Origin of the sequence: Nocardioides sp. REDSEA-S30_B4 (genome assembly GCF_001627265.1) — a bacterium.
GTDB lineage: Bacteria > Actinomycetota > Actinomycetes > Propionibacteriales > Nocardioidaceae > Nocardioides.
Window position 1 is genome coordinate 1 of the sequence record NZ_LUPI01000014.1, and the last position, 19670, is coordinate 19670.

13 protein-coding genes, 2 tRNA genes and 1 rRNA gene are annotated in these 19670 nt (G+C 71.0%); 3 read left to right on the plus strand and 13 right to left on the minus strand.

The window, feature by feature from the left end; genetic code table 11:
- The 3 genes from A6R01_RS04680 to tyrS form a co-directional block, all read right to left on the minus strand.
- Positions 1-925 (minus strand): 16S ribosomal RNA (locus tag A6R01_RS04680); the annotation flags it as partial.
- 548 nt (positions 926-1473) lie between these two features.
- Complete coding sequence (locus tag A6R01_RS04685; RefSeq protein ID WP_292604032.1) at positions 1474-2553, minus strand: alpha-hydroxy-acid oxidizing protein; 1080 nt, start codon at positions 2551-2553, stop codon at positions 1474-1476.
- Positions 2550-3821, minus strand: a complete 1272-nt coding sequence (gene tyrS / locus A6R01_RS04690; RefSeq protein ID WP_292604034.1) for a tyrosine--tRNA ligase — start codon at positions 3819-3821, stop codon at positions 2550-2552. Before tyrS ends, A6R01_RS04685 begins: the two co-directional genes overlap by 4 nt.
- 162 nt (positions 3822-3983) lie before the next feature.
- Here tyrS and A6R01_RS04695 point away from each other — a divergent pair, with 162 nt between their 5' ends.
- Complete coding sequence (locus A6R01_RS04695) at positions 3984-5405, plus strand: serine/threonine-protein kinase (RefSeq protein ID WP_292604036.1); 1422 nt, start codon at positions 3984-3986, stop codon at positions 5403-5405.
- An 87-nt stretch (positions 5406-5492) separates the two neighbouring features.
- Positions 5493-8705 carry a response regulator gene (locus A6R01_RS04700; protein WP_292604038.1) on the plus strand — a complete coding sequence of 1071 codons (3213 nt, stop codon included), beginning with the start codon at positions 5493-5495 and terminating at the stop codon, positions 8703-8705.
- Here the strand turns inward: A6R01_RS04700 and A6R01_RS04705 are convergent.
- On the minus strand, positions 8690-9970 hold the full coding sequence (locus A6R01_RS04705) for an LCP family protein (protein ID WP_292604040.1): 1281 nt from the start codon (positions 9968-9970) through the stop codon (positions 8690-8692). The two genes, A6R01_RS04700 and A6R01_RS04705, sit on opposite strands and share 16 nt — an antisense overlap.
- A gap of 387 nt (positions 9971-10357) precedes the next feature.
- Complete coding sequence (locus A6R01_RS04710; RefSeq protein WP_292604042.1) at positions 10358-10948, minus strand: hypothetical protein; 591 nt, start codon at positions 10946-10948, stop codon at positions 10358-10360.
- A gap of 124 nt (positions 10949-11072) precedes the next feature.
- Here A6R01_RS04710 and A6R01_RS04715 point away from each other — a divergent pair, with 124 nt between their 5' ends.
- The gene (locus A6R01_RS04715; RefSeq protein WP_292604044.1) at positions 11073-11300 is read left to right on the plus strand and encodes a hypothetical protein; all 228 of its coding nucleotides are present in this window, start codon (positions 11073-11075) and stop codon (positions 11298-11300) included.
- Positions 11301-11325: 25 nt separating this feature from the next.
- Here A6R01_RS04715 and A6R01_RS04720 read toward each other — a convergent pair.
- From A6R01_RS04720 to dusB, 8 genes are all read right to left on the minus strand, one after another.
- Positions 11326-11399, minus strand: a tRNA-Ile gene (locus A6R01_RS04720).
- 133 nt (positions 11400-11532) lie between these two features.
- Positions 11533-11605, minus strand: a tRNA-Asn gene (locus A6R01_RS04725).
- 57 nt (positions 11606-11662) lie between these two features.
- Positions 11663-12190 (minus strand): hypothetical protein, encoded by a 528-nt coding sequence (locus A6R01_RS04730; RefSeq protein WP_292604046.1) that lies wholly within the window; start codon positions 12188-12190, stop codon positions 11663-11665.
- Entirely contained in the window at positions 12190-15024 is a 2835-nt protein-coding gene (locus tag A6R01_RS04735) for a CHC2 zinc finger domain-containing protein (protein WP_366925088.1), read from the minus strand. The genes A6R01_RS04730 and A6R01_RS04735 overlap by 1 nt, the downstream gene beginning before the upstream one ends.
- A 30-nt stretch (positions 15025-15054) precedes the next feature.
- Positions 15055-15993, minus strand: coding sequence for a 2-hydroxyacid dehydrogenase (locus A6R01_RS04740; RefSeq protein ID WP_292604048.1), 939 nt, complete (start codon positions 15991-15993; stop codon positions 15055-15057).
- Entirely contained in the window at positions 15990-17258 is a 1269-nt protein-coding gene (locus A6R01_RS04745) for a deoxyguanosinetriphosphate triphosphohydrolase (RefSeq protein ID WP_292604050.1), read from the minus strand. The genes A6R01_RS04740 and A6R01_RS04745 overlap by 4 nt, the downstream gene beginning before the upstream one ends.
- 58 nt (positions 17259-17316) lie before the next feature.
- Positions 17317-18231, minus strand: coding sequence for a hypothetical protein (locus A6R01_RS04750; protein ID WP_292604052.1), 915 nt, complete (start codon positions 18229-18231; stop codon positions 17317-17319).
- A gap of 193 nt (positions 18232-18424) precedes the next feature.
- A complete protein-coding gene (gene dusB, locus A6R01_RS04755) occupies positions 18425-19645 on the minus strand; it encodes a tRNA dihydrouridine synthase DusB (protein ID WP_292604054.1) in 1221 nt (406 codons plus the stop codon).
- Between the last annotated feature and the right edge of the window lie 25 nt (positions 19646-19670).

The following is a 19670-nucleotide window of genomic DNA, read 5'->3' on the forward strand; positions in this document are numbered from 1 at the left end:
GCTCCGCCGCTTGTGCGGGCCCCCGTCAATTCCTTTGAGTTTTAGCCTTGCGGCCGTACTCCCCAGGCGGGGCGCTTAATGCGTTAGCTGCGGCACGGAACCCGTGGAATGGATCCCACACCTAGCGCCCAACGTTTACGGTGTGGACTACCAGGGTATCTAATCCTGTTCGCTCCCCACACTTTCGCTCCTCAGCGTCAGGACATTCCCAGAGAACCGCCTTCGCCACCGGTGTTCCTCCTGATATCTGCGCATTTCACCGCTACACCAGGAATTCCGTTCTCCCCTGAATGCCTCTAGTCTGCCCGTATCGAAAGCAAGCACCGAGTTAAGCCCGGTGTTTTCACTCCCGACGCGACAAACCGCCTACGAGCCCTTTACGCCCAATAATTCCGGACAACGCTCGGACCCTACGTATTACCGCGGCTGCTGGCACGTAGTTGGCCGGTCCTTCTTCTGCACATACCGTCACTTGCGCTTCGTCTGTGCTGAAAGAGGTTTACAACCCGAAGGCCGTCATCCCTCACGCGGCGTTGCTGGATCAGGCTTCCGCCCATTGTCCAATATTCCCCACTGCTGCCTCCCGTAGGAGTCTGGGCCGTGTCTCAGTCCCAGTGTGGCCGGTCACCCTCTCAGGCCGGCTACCCGTCGAAGCCTTGGTAGGCCATTACCCCACCAACAAGCTGATAGGCCGCGAGCACATCCCTGGCCGAAAAAACTTTCCACACCCATCACATGCGCGAAGGTGTCATATCCGGTATTAATCACCGTTTCCGGTGGCTATCCCGAAGCCAGAGGCAGATTACTCACGTGTTACTCACCCGTTCGCCGCTCGAGTACCACCGAAGTGGCCTTTCCGCTCGACTTGCATGTGTTAAGCACGCCGCCAGCGTTCGTCCTGAGCCAGGATCAAACTCTCCGTTGAAAAACAACACCACCACACACCGTTCGTCCTGAGCCAGGATCAAACTCTCCGTTGAAAAACAACACCACCACACACTCACGCATGCGGCAGAAAAAGAGATGCCTGACAGGAAACACTGACACCCAACCCGAAACAACCGAGCCAGGAATTTGTCAGAATCATTGTCAAAAGAAATCCATCAACCACACACACCACAAAGGCATGCATAGAAGACGGGGCATAACAAACTAATTCGTCGACTATGACACACTGTTGAGTTCTCAAGAATCAGACGCACCGGGCTGCTCGCCTTCCGGCTCGCATTCCCGCGCTGACTTGTCATACGTTAGCGGCGCTGTTTTCGCGGAGCAAATCCGCGCTTTTCGAGCCGCTTTCTCCGAGACCTCTCCCGAGTAGGTGACGGTGGCCGCATCGTGGCGCACACACCGCTTGTCCTGCTCGGTGGAGCTGGAGGAGTGGCCGCCTCGGGGCCGGGAGCCCGGCCAGACCGGCCTTGCTCCCCGCCGCTCCCTGGCGACAGAGAAAACATTAGACGACGCCTCGGACGTTCACAAATCGGGGGGTGCTCCCACCGTGCGGGCGTCCTCCGGCCGCCTGCAGCCGGCCAGCTCCAGCGCTTCGAGGAGCTCCAGTCCGAGCAGGTCGAGCAGGGCGCGGACGCCGGCTGCTCCGTCGACCGCGAGCGCGTGCACGGGGGGTCGTCCGACCAGCACGGCCCGCGCGCCGAGGGCCAGCGCCGTGAGGGCGTCCAGGCCCGATCGGACTCCCCCGTCGACGTACACCTCCACGTCGTGGCCGACCGCGTCGACCACCCTGGGGAGGGCCGCGGCCGTGCTGACCGTGCGGTCGAGCTGCCGACCACCGTGGTTGGACACCCACACCCCGGCCGCACCGGCGTCCGCGCAGCGCCGGGCGTCGTCGGCGCGGAGCACGCCCTTGACGACGGTGGGCAGCCCGCAGGTCTCGGTGATCCACTCGAGGTCGTGCGCGCGCAGGCCGCGGTGGTGCCGCTCGGCGGTCGGGTCGACGAAGTTGGCCCGGTGCCAGGAGAGGTCGTGGCCGACCCAGGCGTCGTCGGCCGGCTCGTACTTGGTGCCGGGGAAGGGGGTGTCGACGGTCAGCGCCACAGCCCGCGCACCGGCGTCCGCGGCGGCACGGAGGACCGGGGCCGCCGCCTCCCGCTCGGGCGGCAGGTAGGCCTGCACCCACCACACGGCGTCGGGATCGACGGCGCGGGCCGCGTCGCCGATCGCGGCGAAGGGGTGTCCCGCGTTGGTGGACACGACGTGCAGCGCACCCGCCGCCGCTGCTCCGGCCGCCATCGCCAGCTCCCCGTCGGGGTGTACGACCCGCTGCATCGAGGTCGGGGCGACGCCGATCGGGGTGCGCAGCGCAGCACCCAGGACCTGCGTCGTCAGGTCCGGCTCCCCGTGGCCACCGAGCACCCGTGGCCACAGCCTGACCGCGCGCCAGGCCTCTGTCGCCTCGTCCCGGGTGACGCCCTCCCGGGCGCCGGCCTCGAGGTAGGCCCACATCGGGGCGGGGAGCACCTCGCGCGCCCGCGCGGCCAGCTCGGCCTGCCACCCGCCGCGGCGGGGGCCGGCCCAGCTCGGCCGCGACGGGGTCATCGGACCTCGACGCCCTTGAAGCTCTTCTTGCCCTTGCGCAGCACCATCCAGCGCCCGCCGATCAGGTGGTCCTCGGTGGGCACCAGCTCGGGGTCCTCGACGCGGACGTTGTTGAGGTAGGCACCGCCCTCGCCCAGCGTGCGCCGGGCCTCGCCCTTGCTCTTGGCCAGTCCCGCCTCGACCAGCAGGTCGGTGACGCTGGGCATCCGGGCGCGGTCCACGGTGATGGCGCCGGCCTCACCGAGGGCAGCCCCGAGGGTGTCGGCCGAGAGGGTGCTCATGTCCCCACCCCCGAACAGCGCGGCGGAGGCTGCCTGGATGCGGGCCGTCTCCTCGGCTCCGTGGACCAGGGTCGTCACGTGCTCGGCCAGGGCCTTCTGGCCGGCGCGCAGGAAGGGCTTCTCGGCGTGCGTCGCCTCGATCTCCTCGATCTCGGCGCGGGAGAGGAAGGTGAAGATCCGCAGCAGCTCGCCGACCTTCTCGTCCTCGACGTTGAGCCAGAACTGGTAGAAGGAGTACGGCGAGAGCATGCTCGGATCGAGCCACAGGGCGCCGCCCTCGGTCTTGCCGTACTTCGTGCCGTCGGACTTGGTGATCAGCGGCGTGGCGAAGGCGTGCACCGTGGCCCCGGCCGCCCGTCGGATCAGCTCGGCCCCACCGGTGATGTTGCCCCACTGGTCGGAGCCGCCGAACTGCAGCGTGACGCCGTGCTCGCGGTAGAGGCTCAGGAAGTCCATCGACTGCAGCAGGACGTAGGAGAACTCGGTGTAGGAGATCCCGCCCGCCTCGAGACGGCGCTTCACCGTCTCGCGCGCGAGCATCCGGTTGACCGGGAAGTGCTTGCCGATGTCGCGCAGGAAGTCGATGGTCGACAGGCCTTGGGTCCAGTCGAGGTTGTTGACCATCATCGCGGCGTTCTCGCCCTCGAAGGACAAGAAGGGCTCGATCTGGCGGCGTACCCGGTCGACCCACTCCGACACGGTGTCGGCGTCGTTGAGCGTCCGCTCACCGGAGTCGCGTGGGTCGCCGATCATGCCGGTGGCGCCGCCGACCAGGGCGTACGGCGTGTGGCCCGCGTCCTGGAGCCGCTTGGCGGTCAGGATCTGGACGAGGTTGCCCAGGTGCAGGCTCGGTGCCGTCGGGTCGAAGCCCACGTAGAACCGCACGCTCCCGGACGCCAGCGCCTCGCGCAGGGCGTCGAGGTCCGTCGAGTGCGCGAGGAGTCCGCGCCACTCGAGGTCGTCGAGGAGGGTGGGGTCGAGGGACACCGTGCTGCCTTTCGTGAGCGGTCGCGCCGAGAGCGACGCCAGTGCTGTGACAGGGGCAAGCCTGCCTCATCGATGCGCGAGGACGCCGAGGAGCCCACCCCGTCGTGGGAGCAGCCGGTAGCGGGTGCAGCCCTATCCTGACCGGTCAGGAGGTGCCGGTAGGTGATCGCAGGCAGGTACTCGTTGGACCGCGAGCTGGGCCGTGGCGGCATGGGCGCGGTCTGGCTCGGGCGCGACGAGGTGCTCGGACGCGAGGTGGCCGTGAAGCGGCTGGGCCTCGCGCCCGGCGCCGACAGCCCCGACCACGCCCGCGCGGAGCGCGAGGCACGGCTGGCGGCACGGCTGAGCCACCCGCACGTCGTGGCCGTCTACGACCTGGTCGAGGAGGAGCGCCAGCAGTACCTCGTCATGGAGTACGTCGAGGGGACGAACCTCTCCGGCCTGCTGCGCGCCCGCGGACCGTTGCTCCCCGACGCCGCGGCGGCGCTGCTCGGGCAGGCCGCCGACGCGTTGGCCTCCGCCCACGAGGCCGGGATCATCCACCGCGACGTCAAGCCCTCCAACATGCTGGTCACCGAGGACGGACAGCTCAAACTGTCCGACTTCGGCATCGCCCGGGCCGAGGCCGACCCGTCCCTCACGCAGACCGGGCTGGTGACCGGCTCACCCGCCTACCTGGCCCCCGAGGTCGCCTCCGGGGGCAGTGCGCAGGACACCGCCGACGTGTGGTCGCTGGGTGCCTCCCTCTTCCACGCGCTGACCGGACACCCGCCCTACGAGGTCACCGACAACGTCCTCGGCGCGCTCTACCGCATCGTGCACGAGGAGCCGCCGCGCGTGCCGGAGCCGGGGTGGCTCGGCCCCGTCCTGGTCGCGACCATGAACCGCGACCCCGACGCACGCTGGCCGATGGCGCGCGTGCGCGACTTCCTCCTCCACGGCCCCGACGGCGCCGGCATCACCCTGGTGACCGATCCGGCAGCCGCCGCGTCGGACCCGGAGACGGGGTCGCACACCCAGGAGCTGGCTGCCGTGCCGCCGGTCAACACCGGGCCGCAGCCCGTCGTCCCGGCACCGACCCCGCGCTCGGCGGAGACCCGTCCGCGACGAGGTGCGGGGCCGGTCCTCCTCGGCCTCGGACTCGGCGTGCTCGTGGTGCTGGCCGCGTTCCTGGTCGGGCAGGTCCGTGACCCGGGGGCCGAGGAGTCCGCCTCCTCCGGCGACGGTCCCAGCGCCTCCGCGGAGCCCAGCGCCGGACCCGCCCCGCCGACCAGGGAGGAGCTGGAGGAGTTCGCGGCGTCGTACGTCACGACGGCGGTCGACGACCCGGAGGCGGGCTTCGCCCTGCTCACGCCCGCCTTCCAGGAGGAGAGCTCCGGCCTCGAGGGGTACACCGGGTTCTGGGGCTCGGTGCGCGAGGTGTCCTCGTTCACCCCCGTGGGCGCCGACCCCCGGGCCGGCACCGTGACCTACGAGTACAGCTACGTGCTGCGCAACGGCACCCGCCGCACCGAGACCGTCGAGCTGACGCTGGAGCAGCAAGAGGACGGTGCCCTGCTCATCGCCGGGGGGCGGCAGATCTGAGTCGTTCACGCACCGCCACCCCCCTCTCGCCCTAGGCTGGGGACGCCGGGCGGCATCGGGGCCGGCACCGGGGTCGGAGGGAGTGACGTGGACCTGCCGGGTCTCTACCGCGGAGTCGTCGAGGGATCCCCCGACGGCATCTGGGTCATCGACCTGCACGGCGCCACCGCCTACACCAACCCGGCCATGGCGGCGATGTACGGCGTGGAGCCGGACCGCATGGACGCCGTGTCGATGTACGACACCCTCGACGACCTGGGCAAGGTCCAGCTGGCCGAGCACCTGCGCCAGGTGCGCGAGAACGGCCTGCAGCCCGGCGACGTCGAGGTGCAGATGATCCGCGCCGACGGCACGCCCATGTGGTGCCTGGTGCGCGAGTCCCTGCTGGAGATCGAGGACGGCCGCCCCGGCCTGTGCCTCTCCTTCAGCGACTACACCTCCCGCCGCGAGATGGTCGAGGCGCTGCGCACCAGCCGCCGCAATCTCGCCGAGGCCCAGCGCATCGCCCGGGTCGGCAGCTGGGAGTGGGACCTCACCACCGACACCATCACCGGGTCCGTCGAGGTCGACGCGATGTTCGGCTCGTCCAGTGCCCAGGAGCCGTGGAGCTACGAGCGCTTCCTCGGGCAGGTCCACCCCGACGACCGGGCCACGGTGGAGTCACGGGTCGAGGCTGCCATCGCCGATCAGGGCACCTTCGACGTCATCGTGCGCGTGCAGGCCCGGGAGCAGTGGATGTGGACCCGTGGTCGCGGCGTCGTGCACGTGGACCGCGACGGTCGACTGCTGATGTCCGGGACCCTGCAGGACGTCAACGAGGTGCAGGAGACGCGCTTCGCCCTGGAGGACCAGGTCGCCCAGAACACCTTGATGCAGGCGGTCGCGAGCGCTGCCAACGCGGCCTCGAGCCTCGACGAGCTCCTGCTGCGCGCACGGGACCTGGTGCTGCTCCACGACGACTGGGAGCGGGCCCGCGGCTTCTGGGTCGAGGACCGGGACCTCGTGCCGATCGTGGTGCCCGGCGACCCGCCCGATCCCCTGCGCGACGCGGCGGAGCTGCGCCTGGCGCGGAAGGTGCTCGCCGACCGCGAGTCGACCTGGGACGACGCGCGCCTGACGATCGGGTTCCCCGTGGAGCTGGGTGGCGAGGTGCTCGCGGTCATCACCATCACCTCGGCTCCGCCCCTGTTCCGGCACGCCATGATCGAGCAGATGGTCGACCACGTCGCCGCCCAGATGGCCCTGGTGGCCTGGCGGGAACACACGGCCGCGGAGCTGGAGAAGGCGCGCGACGCCGCCATGGAGGCCTCGCGGATGAAGTCGGACTTCCTGGCCACGATGAGCCACGAGATCCGCACCCCGCTCAACGGCGTCATCGGCCTCAACGACCTGCTGATGCGCACTACCCTCGACCCCGACCAGCAGCGCCTCGCGACCGGGGTGCAGGTGGCCAGCCGGGCGCTGCTCGGGGTGCTCAACGACATCCTGGACTTCTCCAAGATCGAGGCCGGGCGCCTGGAGCTGGAGATCCTGGACTTCGAGGTCCGCGAGGTCGTCGAGCAGGTCGCCGGCGTGCTCGGCGCCTCGGCGCGCTCGCGGGGGCTGGAGCTGGTGGTCTCCTGCGCTCCCGAGGTGCCCCAGATGCTCGCGGGCGACCCCACGCGTCTCTCGCAGGTGCTGACCAACCTGGTCTCCAACGCCATCAAGTTCACCGAGCAGGGCGAGGTCGTCGTGCGCGCCACCGCCGAGCCCGGTCCGGACGACCGCACCTACCTGCGCGTGACGGTCAGCGACACCGGGATCGGCGTCCCCGCGGACAAGGTCCCGGGCCTGTTCGAGCCGTTCACCCAGGCCGACACCTCGACCACCCGCGTCTACGGGGGCACCGGCCTCGGGCTGGCCATCTGTCGGGAGATCGTGCAGGCCATGGGCGGCACCATCGGCTACAGCGACAACCCCGACGGCGGCGCGGTCTTCACCTTCAGTGTCCTGCTCGACCCGTCGGCCGGCGAGATCGACGACTCCGCCGATGCGTACGCCCGGCAGGTCCTCTCCGGCCGGAGGATGCTCGTCGTCGACGACAACCCGCACAACCGGACGATCCTCGCCGAGCAGCTCGGCTGGTGGGGTGTGCGCGCGGTGGCGGTCGACTCCGCGGACGAGGCGGTCGCGGCCGTGGTCTCGGCCGCCGAGCGCGGCCACCCCTTCGAGGCGGTCCTGCTCGACATGGCCATGCCCGGTCACGACGGCATGTGGCTGGCGCGCCGGCTCCGCGCGGAGGAGGCCGGTGCCTCGCTGCGCCTGCTCATGCTCACCTCGATGACCCAGCTGACCGACGAGCAGGTCCGCGATGCCGGCATCGACGACCTGCTCGTCAAGCCCGCGCCCTCGGGCGTGCTGCGCTCAGCCGTCGTCGACCTCGTCGGGGGCGACGCCCTGCCGGTGGACGAGGAGCTGGTCCCCGACGCCGGGACCGCCGGTCGCCGCATCCTCGTCGTCGAGGACAACCCGGTGAACCAGATGGTCGCGGGCGGCATCTTGGAGTTCCTGGGCTACGAGCACCGCATCGTCGACGACGGCCGCGCCGGGGTGGACGCCTGGGCCGAGGGTGGCTGGGACGCGATCCTCATGGACGTGCAGATGCCGGTCCTCGACGGGTACGCGGCCACCCGCGAGATCCGCGACCGCGAGACCGACCACCGGGTGCCCGTCATCGCGATGACCGCCGCCGCCATCGAGGGCGAGCGCGAGCGCTGCCTGGCGTCGGGGATGGACGACTACCTCACGAAGCCCGTCGACCCGGCTGCTCTCGCGGCTACGCTGTCGCACTGGGTGGAAGGGTCGGAAGGGACTGCTGCAGTGGACGACACCCCGGAACCGGAGGCACCCGTGACGCACGAGGACTCGACCGCGGACGTGCTCGCCGGGCTCGACACCGAGCGGCTGGAGATGCTGCTCGAGCTCGACCCCGACAGCACCGCCTACCTCGACCGGGCGATCGGCAACTTCATGCACAACAGCGTCGCCGGGCTCGAGCAGATGCGCGAGGCCATCGAGGCCGGGGACGCCGCGGCGCTGCGCCAGTCCTCCCACCGGCTGGCCGGCGGTGCGCTGAACCTCGGGGTCACCTATGCGGGAGAGGCCGTGCGCCGGCTCGAGGCGATCTCCGACGAGGGCACCACCGACGGCGCCGCGGAGCTGCTCGACGAGGTGGCCGAGGCGCTCGAGCGCGGCCGGCAGGCGCTGGCGGCGTACCAGGCGGGCTACCAGGCGGAGAAGCAGGCTCAGGCAGGGTCGTAGGCGCAGGAGTTCGCGGTGTTCTTGGGCCGCGAGGGGTCGTCCCTCTTGCGTCGGGTGCCCGGCGGGTCGATGGCCTTGGCCACCGTGTCGCGCAGGTAGTCGAAGTCGGGGTCGCCGGAGAAGAAGCTCGTGCTGGTCTTGAAGACCACCGAGCGCACCTTGGCGTCCTTCATCCGCAGCGCCAGCCCGGCGAAGGCCGGCAGCAGGCTCTGCGGGATGTCGGAGTAGACGACCTCCTTGCCGGCCGCGGCGAGCGCGGTGTAGCGGCGCACGAGCGTCACCGGGTCCGCCGCCTCGATGATCGCCGCGACCGTGCACCGCTGGCGGTCCATCCGCTGGTAGTCGTCGCTGCCGTAGCGGCCACGGGCGAACCACAGGGCGTGGAACCCGTCGAGGGTCTGGTCCGGGCCCGGCTCGATCCAGCCGGTGGGCGGGATGCCCGCGTCGGTGTCGCCGTTGATGGCGACACGGGTGTTGACGTTCACCGTGATCCCGCCGATCGCGTCGACGATCTCCTGGAAGCCCTTGAGGTTGACCAGCACGTAGTAGTCGACGCCGATGCCCAGGCTCCCGCCCACGGCCTGCTTGATCGCGTCAGCGCCCTCGTTGGTGCTCTCCCCCAGCACCCCGGGGTGGAGGGCGGGGACGTTGCGGTAGATCGCGTTGAGCATGTACGACCCGTCGTCGCCGTAGCCCGAGAAGCCGTACGGGTAGAGGTCGTGCAGCGGGCTGTCCTCGGGGAACTGCGCGTTCATCATGTTGCGCGGCAGGCTGAACATGACCGTCTTGCCGGAGGTGGTGTCGATGCTGACCAGGATGACGGTGTCGGTGCGGACGCCGTCACGGCCCTCGCCACCGTCGCCGCCCAGCAGCAGCACGTTCACGCGCTCCCGTCCGCCCCACGGGTCGGCGGGTGTCACGTCGCGCGGGGTCGTGGACGTCTCGTTGTCGCTGAAGACCGTCTCGACGAGGTCTGCCTGCACGGTCGCGTAGCGCGCGGCCACCGCGAACGGCGCACCGACGACGCCGACCAGGACCAGCACGAACGCGTGGCCGACCAGGGTCGTCCAGGCGCGACGCTGGACCGGTCGGACCTGTCGGTAGGTGAGGTAGACGATCAGCGCCCACACCGAGAGCGCGCCGACGATGACCCCGGCCGCGACCTTGAGCCGGGTCGGGTCCAGGACGAGGTCGAGCGCAGCGTCGAGGTCGCGGGCGGCGTACCAGGCCGAGAAGCCGGCGAGGGCGAGCGTCGGCAGGAGCACCAGGACGCCTAGCAGTCGCCGACCCGACCACAGGAAGCCGCCACCGGGCACGAGGGCCCCCAGGAAGGTGACCGCGAGGGTGCCGGGCAGGCCAGCGGCCCGGCGCCAGGACCGGCGACGGGCACGGTGGCCCGGCGGTCGAGTCGGCGGTCGGCTCGGGGATGGGCTGGGCGCCGGTGGGCTGAACGGCGGTGGGCTGGTTGCCGACGGGCCGGGCGCCCTCCGCGCAGCCCGTCGGGCCTGACGTGCCTGGCGTCTGGTCGTGGCCCGGCGTCGGCCAGTGCGAGGTGTCCTCGGCTCCGCGGCGGGATCGACCAGGTCGGTCACGGGGAGCCTCTCAGCGCGCGGGGGACGGGGCGGGCCGGTCGGCCTCGCGGCGAGAAAATATCACCCCAACGAGCGGTAGAGCGTGAGGTCGGCGGCGTACGCCTCCTCGATGAGGTCGCGGGTGGCGGCCGTGACCTCGTGCTCCCGCGGCGGCGACACGTTGCGTTGCGGGAGCTTGATCTTATTCTTGCCGACCTTCGCGCGCATCCACTCGAAGGCGGAGTCGAGGTCGTCGTAGCGCCACAACCGGTCGACCGCGAGCCGCCCGTCGGGAGAGGTGACGTAGTCGCTCTGCGGCCGCAGCCGGATCTCGCCGGTGACGACGCGGCCGACGAACTCGTCGAAGCCGAGGTCCCCGACGTAGGTGCGCTTGCCCGCGATCCCGGGCCGGGAGCGGTAGCGCCACCACGACGCCAGCCAGGACACCGGCTCGCGGACGAGGGCCGTGACCTCGTAGTCGGCGCGGGCGTAGCCGTGCTGCTCCAGCAAGGGCACGAACCGCTCGTCGAACTCGCGCGCGGTGACGTGCTTCAGCGACGGCGGGCCGGAGGTGACCAGCTGGGCGTGCTTGGTGAAGGCCGCCTCGAGCGCGGTGGAGCCCGACTTGGGGACCGCGAGGACGACGAACCCGTACTTGGGGACGGCCAGCATGCGCACCATTCTGCGCTGCCATACCCCCGCAGGGACACGAGGGGGTGAGGGTGGGACCGCGGAGGTGGGGTAGACGTCGGAAGTACACGACGAGTGCCGTCCACCGGACGGCGAGGAGGTCAACATGCGACGTGGTGGAAGCAGCATCATCGGGATCCTGCTGGCGATCTGGCTGGTGATCGGCTTCGTGGCGGCGCTGCAGCGGGGCTACTTCGGCGATGACCGCGAGGTGAGCTGCAAGAGCGTAGGCGACACGGTCCTGACCATCGTGGCGGGTCCCCTGAACTACATGGGCGTGAACCCGAAGGTCGACTGCGAGGTCCCCGAGGACCTGCCCGAGCCCTCGGAGTGAGAGCCGTCGACGTGGAGCTGTCGAGTAGGGCGGGTGGGGCTCGAACCCACGACCCAAGGATTATGAGTCCTCTGCTCTGACCGACTGAGCTACCGCCCCCTGCGCCGGGTCACGACGCGACGGTGAGCGTACTTCGACCGCGTCGTGGTGGCTCGGGTGGGGCTGGCGGGCAGGTCTGCGCCGCAGGAACGGCAGAGGGCCGCTGACCCGGTGGTCAGCGGCCCTCTCTCTGCTCCCCCGGTTGGACTCGAACCAACAACCCTCCGGTTAACAGCCGAATGCTCTGCCAGTTGAGCTACAGGGGATCGGTGCAGCGCGCACACACTAGCAAGGCGCCCAGACGCCGGTGAAATCGCGGTCGATCAGAGCTCGCCGAGCTGCTCGCGGGCCTGCGCGAGAGCCGCGGCGGCCACGGACCGGACCTCGGGATCGGACGGATCGACGCCCTCGTCGTACTCGTAGACCCACTGCACGTCGGACCCTCCGGAGGGCGCCCGCCGGGCGATCACCCGCAGTCCACGACGACCGCTGACGGTCACGTGTCGTTGGAACAGCACGCTCGCGGTCACCCGCTCGCGGACCAGCTCGAGCAGGCGACCGGTGTCCTTGAAGGTCCAGGTGTGCTCGGGCCGTGCACTCCCCCAGGCACCGACCTCGCTCACCCGCAGCACGCTCGTCTCCTGGTCCCAGTCGGCGGCCTCGACCTGCTCCCAGGCGATGCGCAGGGCGCCGCCCTCGGGGTCGCGCGCGTGGAGCGCGTCGCGGGAGCCGGCCACGACGCTGCCGTCGGTGGCGCGCGCCCAGGCGAGGACGCGTTCGCCGCGCGGCAGGGACAGGCCGTGCCGGTCACGGTCGGCGGTGAGCCTGGCGAGGGGGTTGCGGCCGGCCATCAGTGCGCCGCCTCCCCCGCCACCAACTGGTCGCGCAGCCCCCGCCGGTGCTGCTCGAGGGCGGCCAGCTCACCGAACATCCGGTTGTAGCTGTCGGGGTCCTCGACGGGGTTGGTGCGCTGGAGCCGCGACTTCACCGCCTCGATGCGGCGGGCCGCGGTGAGCTCGAGCAGGCGGACCATGTGGTGGTTGACGTACGCCGCGTCCGGCTCCTTGGGCGTCAGCAACGGCTCCACGGCCAGCGCCGAGATCGCCGAGGTCACCTCGGGGTCGGTGGCCCCGTCACGGAGCCTCTGCGCCCAGGCCGGGTCCCCGTTGCCGGCGCCCGGTCCACCCAGGGCCGCGACGACCTCCCAGATCGAGCGGTAGACGGGGTGGGTGAAGTCGTCGGGACCGATCTCGCTGCTGCGTCGGCCGATCGTCATGGGGCGCTGCACGACGAGCTTGAGCAGCTCGCGCTCGAGGCGGAAGCGCGGGTCCCGGAGGTCCGGGCCCGCGGCGCGTGGCGCGGGCGGCGGTGCCTTCGCGGCTGGTGCGGCGGACGCGGGGCGCTGCTTCACCCGTCGCGTCTCGGCCAGCACCGTGTTGGGGTCGATGTCGGCCCCGATCATCCGGGAGATCTCCTGCGCGAACGCGGTCACCTTGGACTGGTCGCGCACCGAGGCCACGACCTTGGCAGCCTCGCGCATCGCGTCGATGCGGCCGTCGGCGCGGTCCAGGTCGTACTTGCCGATGATGTTGCCGATGACGAACCGGTACAGCGGCACCCGGCGCGCGACGAGCTCGCGCACGGCCGCCTCGCCGGTGGGCAGGTCGTCGGTGGACATCCGCAGGTCGCACGGGTCCATGCCCGAGGGCTCGACCGCGACGTAGGTCTGTGAGACGAAGTTCTGGTCGCCGTCGAAGGCGCGCAGCGCGGCCTTCTGACCGGCGGCGTCGCCGTCGAAGGTGAAGATGACCTCGCCGCGGAACTCCTCGTGGTCGTGGAGGAAGCGGCGCAGCACCCGCGCGTGGTCGTCGCCGAACGCGGTGCCGCAGGTGGCCACGGCGGTGCCGACGCCGGAGAGGTGGCAGGCCATCACGTCGGTGTAGCCCTCGACGATCACCGCCTGGCTCGAGCGACCGATCTCCTTGCGCGCCAGGTCGATGCCGTAGAGCACCTGGGACTTCTTGTAGATCGGTGTCTCGGCGGTGTTGAGGTACTTCGCCTCGATGCGGTCGTCGTCGAAGATCCGTCGCGCGCCGAAACCGATCGTCTCGCCGCTCGGCTCGCGGATCGGCCACAGCAGCCGCCCGCGGAACTTGTCGTACGGCGACCGGCCCACCGCCACGAGCCCCGCCACCGTCAGCTCCTCGACCGAGAAGCCCTTCTGCTGCAGGTGCCGGTAGAGCACCTCGCCGCCGCGCGGGGCGAAGCCGATCCCGAACATCTCGGCGGCGGCCTTGTCAAAGCCGCGCTCGGCGAGGAACTGCCGGGCGACCAGGGCGTCGGGAGACCCGAGCTGGTCGGCGTAGAACTCCTGGGCGTGCCGGTGGGCCTCCACCAACCGGTTGCGCGGCGGCCCCTTGGGCCGGTCGTCGCGCTCGTCGCCGTCGACGCGCTGCAGCGCGACGCCGGCCTTGTCGGCCAGGCGCTCGACCGCCTCACCGAAGGACAGCGCGTCGATCTTCATCAGGAAGGTGATGACGTCACCGCCCTCCTGGCACCCGAAGCAGTTGCCGGTGAGGATGTTGTCCTCCAGCGTGAAGGCGGCGCCGTCCGGGACCTCGGCGCAGTACACCTCCTCCTCGCGGTCGCTCCACTCGACCTCCTGGACCACCCAGCCCCGACGGCTGAACTGCTTGTGCTGTGTCTCGAAGCGGCGCCGATGCTCGTCGAGGAGGAAGAACTCAGGCTCCAGGTCCTCGTTCACCAGGTGGATGCGGAAGAGGTCGCTGTCCTCGACGCCCAGGCCCTTCCTCGACTGGGACGTGACGCCGTAGGTGGCGATGCCGAGGGTGGTGCACAGGTCGCGGACGAACTCGAGGTTCTCGCGATGAGCGGAATTGAGGATCACTGTCCCGTCGGAAGCCACGCACCCGTCCGCCGCGAAGTAACCCGCCAGCCAGCCGTACAGGTACGACACCGACTCGGTGAGCGCCGGCAGATCCTTGAAGTACGCCGGGAGGTCGTGAACCAGCAGGTTCTCGCCGACCGAGCTGGTGTGGCTGTGCGGGAACCACTTGAGCATGGCGAGGTCCGTCGGCGGACACACCAGGGCACGAGAGCCGCGGTAGGTGCGGGTCCCGTCGCCGAACGTGAAGCCCCTCGCGATCCCGAACGGGGAAGGGCGACTGCGCCGGATTCGTGATCTGGGGAACTTCGGAACGAGTCGGTCGCCCGCCTTCAGGTCGCTGGTGAGGACCTCCTTCTGCGAGCGTCCTCCGGCGCCGGAGCGGATGAACCAGCGGTGCCCGTCGGTCGCGAAGATGTCCTTGCGCTGGCGGTTCCGGGTGACCGTGATCCGCATCAGGCGCTGCACGCCGTAGGACTTGAACGGCGCCTCCTGCCAGTCGCCGTGCCGGTCGAGGATGCGGTGCGTCCCGCCGACCAGGTCCCTGATCTCCCGCACCCCCTGGTCGGTGAGCACGCGGGTCTCACCGGCGAGGCAGTGGAAGAACCCACGGCTCGGCGTGACGTGGAAGGACGGGGACTTCTCGTCGTGGAAGGGGCACAGGCCCTTCAGGGAACCGCCGCCGGCGTTGCGCAGCGTGACGTACTGCGAGACGACCTCGTCGATCCGGGCCTTCTCACGCACCTCGGCGATGCTGTCGTCTCGGATCCGGCCCACCACGCGGCCGATCCTACGGGCGACGCGAGGAGGTCAGTAGGCGCCCGTCATCTGGTTGTGGAGAGGCTCCCCCACGGCGTAGCGGTGCAGCTGCTCGGCGACCAGACGGTGGGCGCGCGGCCACATCGCCGAGGACGCGCCGCCGACGTGCGGGCTGATCAGCAGGCCGGGGGCGTCCCACCAGGGGCTCTCGGCGGGCAGCGGCTCGGTGTCGGCCACGTCGACGGCGGCGATGAGCCGCTCGGAGCGCAGCTCCGCGAGGAGCGCGTCGGTCTCCACGACGGCGCCGCGGGCCATGTTGACCAGCAGGGCACCGTCCTTCATCCGACCCAGGAACTCGGCGTCGACGAGGCCGCGGGTCTCGTCGGTCAGCGGACAGATGAGGACGACCACGTCGGCGTGCGGCAGCAGGTCGGGCAGCTCGTCGAACCCATGCACCGGCCCGGTGTCCTCCTGGCGGGCCGTGCGCGCCACCCGCGCGACCTCGGTCTCGAACGGGAGCAGCCGCTGTTCGATGGCACGGCCGATGGCGCCGTACCCGACGAGGAGGACGCGCTTGTCGGCCAGCGCGGGTCGCCAGCGGGTGTTCCACCGCCGGGCGTCCTGGTCGCGCACCATCCCGGGAACGTCCCGGAGCGACGCCAGCACGAGGGCGAGGGTCAGCTCGGCGGTCGAGGTGTCGTGGATGCCGCGGCCGTTGCAGAGCAGCACGCCGTCGGGCACCCGGTCGCGGACGTTGTCGACGCCGGCCGAGAGCACCTGCACCACCTCGAGCGAGGACATCCGCGGCAGGACGTCCCCCACGGCCGGTCCCATCTGGTACGGCGCGACGTAGAAGCGCACGTCCTCGACCGAGTCCGGGACGTGCTGAGTGGGGTCGACCACCTCCAGGCGCAGCCCGCGGGGCAGCTCCCCCACCGCGGCCTCGAGGTGGGAGGGGTCGAAGGGCAGCCAGACGAGGGGGTCGCTCACGCCCGCGACGCTACCCGGGGAGCCCGCAGCGCCTCCCAGCGCGAGACGGCCGAGGCGTCGGTGAGCGAGGCGACCTGGTCGACCACGACGCGCAGCCGGCCAGCATCGTCGGTGGCACCGTGCCAGTCGTCGGCGAAGGCACGGTCCAGGGAGTCCGGGCCGCGGTGGGCCAGCAGTGCGACGAGCTCGCCCAGCAGCTCGCGCTGGCGGGCCATGACGGCCAACCGGTCCTCGGCCTGCATGACGTAGTGGGCGGCGACCCCCTTGAGCACCAGCATCTCCAGCCCGGTGCGCCGCGGCACGACCAGGTCGGCCTCGTAGCGGACGAACGGTCCCGGGCCCGCGGCGTGGGTGGCGTGCTGGACCGCACCGCAGAAACGACCGATCAGGTCGCTGGTGAGGTTCTTCAGCGCGGCGAGCGAGGCCCGGCTGCCGTCGTAGGCCGCGTGCGGCCAGGAGCCCACCGCGCGCAGGTCGGCGAGGACCTCGTCGAGCTCGTCGTCGGCGACGCCGGCCAGGTCGGAGGGGTACCACTCGCGCAGGGTCGCCCAGACCGCGGCCCGGTCGAGCCGGGTCAGGTCGACGCGGCCGGCGACCACGCCGTCCTCGACGTCGTGGACGGAGTAGGCGACGTCGTCGGCGAGATCCATCACCTGGGCCTCCAGGCAGCGGCGGGGCGGCTCGGCCGCAGGCACGCCGGCCCGCATCCACGAGAAGACCGGGCGGTCGTCGGCGTAGACGCCGAACTTGCCGTCGCGCAACTCCTCGGCACCCCAGGGGTACTTCGAGCAGGCGTCCAGGGTGGCGCGGGTGAGGTTGAGCCCCACCGAGCGCCCCTGCTGGTCGAAGGTCTTCGACTCCAGGCGGGTCAGCAGCCGCAGCGTCTGGGCGTTGCCCTCGAAGCCCCCGCACTCCACGGCCAGGTCCGCCAGCACGCGCTCACCGTTGTGCCCGAAGGGCGGGTGGCCCAGGTCGTGGGCCAGCGCCGCGGTCTCGGCGATGTCGGGGTGCGACCCGAGCGCCCGGGAGAGGTCCCGGGCTACCTGGGCCACCTCCAGGCTGTGGGTGAGCCGGTTGCGCACGAAGTCGTCGCTCTGCGGACCGACGACCTGGGTCTTGGCGGCGAGCCGACGTGAGGACGCAGCGTGCACCACGCGCGCACGGTCCCGCTCGAAAGGGGTCCGCACGGGCGCGTCGACCCGCTTCGGCGGCTCGGGGACCAACCGTTCACGGGCGTGGTCGTCGTACAGCTCCAGGGCGTCCATCGGCGCCGAGCCTAGTGCGGGGCACCGTCAGCGGAGGTGCCCCGCCCGGGCGTCCTGGTCAGAACGTCGAGACGTGCACGTGGTCGTAGTGGTTGGCCGTGGCCGACCCGCGGTCCGACATCGGGCGCCAGCCCTCGCCGCCGCGCTCGACCGACCAGATGCGCTGGGAGTAGATCGCGTAGCTGACGCCGAGCTGTCCGGCGTTGGCGCGGACGAACTCCGCGACCTGCCAGCCGAGCTCGCCGGAGACCATGATGTCCACGGCGAGGCCGCGGCCGTGGTCGCCGCCGCCGGAGCGGAACGTGCCGTAGCTGGTGATGCTCGGGAACTGGGCGCAGACCGCACGGTGCACCGCGGCGATGTTGGGGCTGACCCCGGCCGGGACGCTGGTGCCGTTGGTGCAGCTGGCGTTGGCGCTCGCGGCGGCGGGCCCGGTCTCGGGCTTCTCCTCCTGCAGGTAGCCCTGGGTGACCCAGCGCGCCTTGCCGTCGACGACGACCTCGTCGCGGCCGTAGAGCTCGCGACCGGTGACGAGCACCTTGCGCTCGGCGGCGATCGTGCCGACCTTCTTCGCCTTCTCGCCGGGCTCGGTCCACAGGTTCAGCGGTGCCGTGGTCCAGAGCTTGGTGTCGGCCTTCGCGATGGCCTTCTCGACGGCCTTCTTCGCGAGCACGCGGTCGAGCTTGGTCTCGGCCTTCTCGATGGTGGCGCCCTCGACCGTGGTCAGGCCGGAGCGGTCCGAGGAGCGGCTCAGGACGGAGTCGCGGGAACCGAGGCCGGAGCCGCCGGTGGCCTGCTGGAGGTCGGCGGCGGTGGTCCGGGCGGTGACGGTCTCCGAGTCGGGGGCGTCGCTCAGGACGACTCCCAGGGAGATCACCGAGGCGGTGGCGACGAGGGCGAGAGGGCCGGCCACGAGGGTCGCTCGCGGCGTCCGGCGGGCATCGGTGTCCCGCTTGTGGCGACGATCTGCCACAGCGCTGATCCTTAGCTGTCGGGGTCGGGGGATGTGCGTGGACTGCCGAGCATCCGGTCGGATACCGGCCAGTACGCGTCCATCACTGAACCACAGGCCGACAATCGTGTCCGAATCTTGACCTGCTCTTCACGGGTGTTCCCGCTCACCTCGTGTGACGGGCGTCACGGTCGATGGCCGGGGCCACGGTCCATCACCCGCCCGAGTGCAGGTCCTCCTCGACGGCGCAGCCGCTCCCGTCGGCGTCGTCGAGCCATCCCTCCGGCAGCACCACCCGGTCACGCGGCGAACCCTGGCGCCCGCGCGGGGTGCCGAGCTCGGCGACGGGGAACGGCTCGTCGGGGTCGAGGTCGGCGAGCAGCGCGTCGAGGTCGGCCAGCGTGCTGACCAGGCCCAGGCTGCGTCGCATCGTGCCGCCGGCGGCGAAGCCCTTGAGGTACCACGAGACGTGCTTGCGGAACTCCTTGCAGCCGCGCTCCTCCCCCATGTGCTGGCACAGCAGCTCCGCGTGGCGGCGCATCATGTCGCGCACCTCGCCCAGGGTCGGCAGCGTCGCGACCTCCTCGCCGGCGAAGGCGGCGGCCAGGTCGCGGAACAGCCACGGCCGCCCCAGGCACCCGCGGCCCACGACCACGCCCGCAGCACCGGTCTCCTCCACCATCCGCAGCGCGTCGGCGGCCTCCCAGATGTCTCCGTTGCCCAGCACCGGGATGTCCACCGACGCGGCCAGCTCGCCGATGGCGTCCCAGTCAGCACGACCGGAGTACGCCTGCGCGACCGTGCGGCCGTGCAGCGCGATCGCCGCGCAGCCGCTCTCCTGGGCGATCCGGCCGGCGTCGAGGTAGGTCAGGTGGTCCTCGTCGATGCCCTTGCGGGTCTTCATCGTGACCGGCACGCCGTAGGGCGCCGCCGCGCGGACGGCGTGCTCGAGGATGTCGGCCAGCAGGCCGCGCTTCCATGGAAGCGCGCCCCCGCCACCCTTGCGCGTGACCTTGGGGACGGGGCAGCCGAAGTTCAGGTCGATGTGGGCGACGCCGTACTCCGCGCAGAGGATCTCGGTCGCCTTGCCGACGTAGACGGGGTCGGTGCCGTAGAGCTGGACCGAGCGCGTGGTCTCCAGCTCGTCGAAGACCAGCATGTCCTTGGTGTGCTGGTCGCCCTCCACCAGGCCGCGGCTGGTGATCATCTCGCAGACGTAGAGGCCGGCGCCCTGCTCGGCCGAACCGGCAGACGCGCGAAGGGCGCTGAAAAGCGGGCGGGCAAAGCCGCGTTGCGGGGCGCTGTTGGTCGGGCCAAACGGGGCGCGGGAATTCAGCTCGGCATCGGTTTGCAGGGTTCCGGCCACCGCATCAAGACGGATCATGTCGCCGTCGGTCAGCTGTCCGATCGAGCCGCCGGCAACGGCTTCGGGCATGACATGAATGGCTGTCTCTTATACA

Bases quoted from the DNA above. Each gene is read 5' to 3' on its own strand.
- A6R01_RS04685 (WP_292604032.1), bottom strand. From the start codon at position 2,553: ATGACCCCGTCGCGGCCGAGCTGGGCCGGCCCCCGCCGCGGCGGGTGG.
- A6R01_RS04710 (WP_292604042.1), bottom strand. From the start codon at position 10,948: ATGCTGGCCGTCCCCAAGTACGGGTTCGTCGTCCTCGCGGTCCCCAAG.
- A6R01_RS04715 (WP_292604044.1), top strand. From the start codon at position 11,073: ATGCGACGTGGTGGAAGCAGCATCATCGGGATCCTGCTGGCGATCTGG.
- A6R01_RS04730 (WP_292604046.1), bottom strand. From the start codon at position 12,190: ATGGCCGGCCGCAACCCCCTCGCCAGGCTCACCGCCGACCGTGACCGG.
- A6R01_RS04745 (WP_292604050.1), bottom strand. From the start codon at position 17,258: ATGGACGCCCTGGAGCTGTACGACGACCACGCCCGTGAACGGTTGGTC.
- dusB (WP_292604054.1), bottom strand. From the start codon at position 19,645: ATGCCCGAAGCCGTTGCCGGCGGCTCGATCGGACAGCTGACCGACGGC.